Genomic DNA, 3478 nt, shown 5'->3' on the forward strand with positions numbered 1-3478 from the left:
TAGGTGTTGGAGATATTGGTGTAGGTGTTGGAGATATTGGTGTAGGTGTTGGAGATATTGGTGTAGGTGTTGGAGATGGCACCGAAGTAATGAGAGTAATATTGCCCTGAGTGTAAATGCTGGGTGGCACCGGCACCGGGAACTGCGGCGAAATAGTCTCAGAACCTGATGTAATCGCTCCCGTCGTCCCATTCGTTGTCGCATCGCCGACAATAAAAGGTGTAGTCGTGCTCCCCGCGTGGCGAAGAGTAATCGCGCCGCCACCCGTGCCATTAGCGCTGGAAATGCTCACATTTACACCGCTACTATCTGTAAAAGTGCCGCTGACTGTGAGAAGATTGCCAGCCGTGAGGTCAATACTGCCGCCAGTAGACTGAAGAGTGCCTGTAACGGCGATGTCGCTGGCAGCTTTGAGAGTAATATTACCCCCAGAAGTGGCGATCGCATCCAGCGCAATGTCCCCTGCTGACTCCAAAATCACAGGCCCGCCTGCAGTCGAAATCGCTCCCACTCCGATGCTATTGCCCGAAGCAACACCCGGTGAAGCAAAAAATGTCTCCCCTGCGGTGACATTCGGCGGCAGATTCGCAGCATTCGCCAAAGTCGAAACGCCCGATCGCAGAATTAAAGCTGCACTACCTGAAAGCACCGCCGCATCTGGATCTGGCGAACCTGACAAAGTAGTATCTGGGCCAGTGATACTAATATCTCCCGCCGCGATCGCGCCTTTTGCTTCTACCTTAAGTGAGGTTCCAGTATAATCCCCAAATCTCACATCTCCCTCGGAGCTAATAATCGGGTCGAACAAACTCACAAAACTGCCGCCGTTGCCAGCCAATGTGAGAATACTTACATTACCTCCCGCAGCGAAGTGAGCATCACCCGAAACAGTGCCATTGCTCAATAATGTGATATCCCCTGCGGATTGGAATGCAGGGTTAGGGTAATTTAGCGCGAAGATATCAATATTTTGATTACCTTGTATAGTAAGATTGCCACCTGCGATCGCCCTAAAAGGATAACTTCCATCCCTCACCCGCACCGTATCTCCTGCCAACAGATACAAATTGTTCTGAGTAAGTAGCTGGCTTTCTACCAAAGTGAGATTACGTGCTGCTGAGAGTGTAGCATTCTGAATGTTAACAGTAGAACTAGCGATCGCCACATCTCCGCTTTCCACCCTCAAACCCCCCGTCAAAACCACTTCTCCTGCACTGTTAATCGAGATACCAGTAGCAGAGTTCCCCCCTGCGCCCGCAAGCAATTGCGGAAGAGACAAAGGCAGAGATAATTGCCCATTCTGTGCCAACAATTCCCCGTCAACAACCCCAATTTCTAAACTTAATAAATGTCCTTTTTGACTAATCCGAATAGCATTTTTACCGGGAACAGCAGCGACAATAATATTACCTTGGGGAGCATTAATGGAACCATTGCTGACGACAGTGCCGCCAATTAAAGTTATACTTTGTCCCGGCAAAACAGCTAAATTACTTGCATTGAGGATACTTCCCGGTTGGCTGAGATTAAAGTAAAAAGTGTTTGGAGTTCCTATCAGCGTACTGTAGTCGTTCGCTCCAGCCACATTGAACAAACCGGAATCAAAACCTATGTTAGTAGCAGTAGTAGCTGTAAAAGCAGCCGGAAGATTCAAGCTAGCATTAGGGCCAAAGATCATGCCCGAAGGATTTATTAAAAACAGGTTGGAATTGCCGCCACTTACTTGAATTAAACCATTAATAATAGAAGGATTGCCGCCTACTACCCGACCTAGAATGTTGCGAATAGCGGGATTAGAGATAAAATTAGCAATCTGCCCTTCGCTAAGCCCAAACTGTTGAAAACTGTGGAAAAGATTGGCTCCATCTCTAGAAGTTTGGCCACCTGTGATATTCAAGCGATCGCCGTCGGGTGTGACAGTAGTGCCAGTGCGATCGGGTGCGGGAACAATGGGTTGTGCTTGTAGCACCCCTGTACTGACAATAGTGGCTGCGATCGCTAGCATTGCAGCACCCTGTATAGAAAAGAAGGCTAGTTTCATTAGCTTTGAGCTGGCAGAGCACGTATCTGACAATTATAATTTTAAGGTATTGACTGCTCAGTGCGGTCAACTGCGACACTGACTTAGCGATTTAAGAACCTCGTCACCATCAGGGCGGTTGCTATACCTGAAACCCACATTCTGCACCCTCCACTGTCACGATCGGTTTTTACTTATTTTTAGCCAGCAATAAAGCTATAATTTATAGTTTTATACCGTACATTGACTGAGAAAAAACGTTTTAAAGCCATAATTTATTATTTTAAAAATAGAGTTTTATGCGTAATTATGCTGTGTCACACCCCAGGCTGCGTAATGTGAGCTGAAAATCAAAGCAAAAGTGCGATCGACTGTTGGTGTACCCTACAAATTAGGCGATCGCGATCGGGTCGACCACAAAGTATTTGCAGGCTGCTACCCAAAAAACTCAACATTTGTTAACAAATCCCCTTTTGTCCTTTCTAACGCGCTATTCTATACACAAAGCTGGTGCGTTTTGACTTAGCGTTAATTTTTAGAAAAAAAATCAATATGCTCTCGATTCCAGGCGTTACCGTTGTGACACTTCTCTATGAAAGCGCCAACTCTGTGGTTTACCGGGCGATTCGGGAAGCAGATAACCAACCAATCATCCTCAAACTTCTCAAAGAGAGCTACCCCACACCTCAAGAATTGGTGCGCTACCGCACCGAATACCGCATCACCCGAGAGTTGAAAGAGGCTGGAGTCGTGCAGGTTTATGACTTGCAAAAATACCAAAACAGCCTCGTGATGTTTATGGAGGACTTTGGGGGGGAATCCTTGACAATTTGGATGCAGGAGCGAAAGTTTAGCCTCAAGGAGTTTCTGCAAATTGCTATCAAAACCACTAAAATTTTAGGACAAATTCACACAGCAAACATCATCCACAAAGATATTAACCCTTCTAATATTGTTTACAACCCCCAAACGAAACAATTAAAAATTATCGACTTTGGCATTTCCACTCAGCTAACGCGAGAAATGCCAACCCTGAAAAATCCCAACGTTTTAGAAGGAACCCTCGCTTACATCTCGCCGGAACAAACTGGTAGGATGAATCGCACTCTCGACTACCGTACTGACTTTTACTCTCTCGGCGTCACATTCTACGAATTGCTGACAGGAAAATTGCCTTTTGAGACAAAAGATGCTTTAGAGATAGTTCACTGCCACATTGCTAGACAGCCAGTTCCTCCGCACGAAATCGAGCCAGAAATTCCCCTAATTGTCTCGCAAATTGTCAGCAAGCTGATGGCGAAAAATGCCGAAAACCGCTATCAAAGTTCCTTGGGAATCAAGCAGGATTTAGAAACTTGTCTTTTTCAATTACAAGCAACAGGTAAGTAGTTAAGCAAAATTAATTACATAATTATCTCCAAATTCTTTAAGAATTCTTTCGACAGATGAAACAAGAGA

At 45.6% G+C, this 3478-nt stretch carries 1 protein-coding gene and 1 pseudogene; one reads left to right on the plus strand and one right to left on the minus strand.

The genetic code is table 11. The features are described from left to right. Positions 1 to 2005 (minus strand): two-partner secretion domain-containing protein (locus QUA83_RS13065; RefSeq protein ID WP_445301773.1); only part of this gene is annotated, 2005 nt, incomplete at its 3' end. 567 nt (positions 2006 to 2572) lie between these two features. Between QUA83_RS13065 and QUA83_RS13070 the strand changes: the two are divergent. After that, a pseudogene (locus QUA83_RS13070) lies at positions 2573 to 3400 on the plus strand (serine/threonine protein kinase); the annotation flags it as partial. Positions 3401 to 3478: the final 78 nt, after the last annotated feature.

It is taken from the genome of Microcoleus sp. K1-B1, from assembly GCF_036704705.1.
In the GTDB taxonomy this organism is placed as follows: Bacteria; Cyanobacteriota; Cyanobacteriia; order Cyanobacteriales; family Microcoleaceae; genus Microcoleus.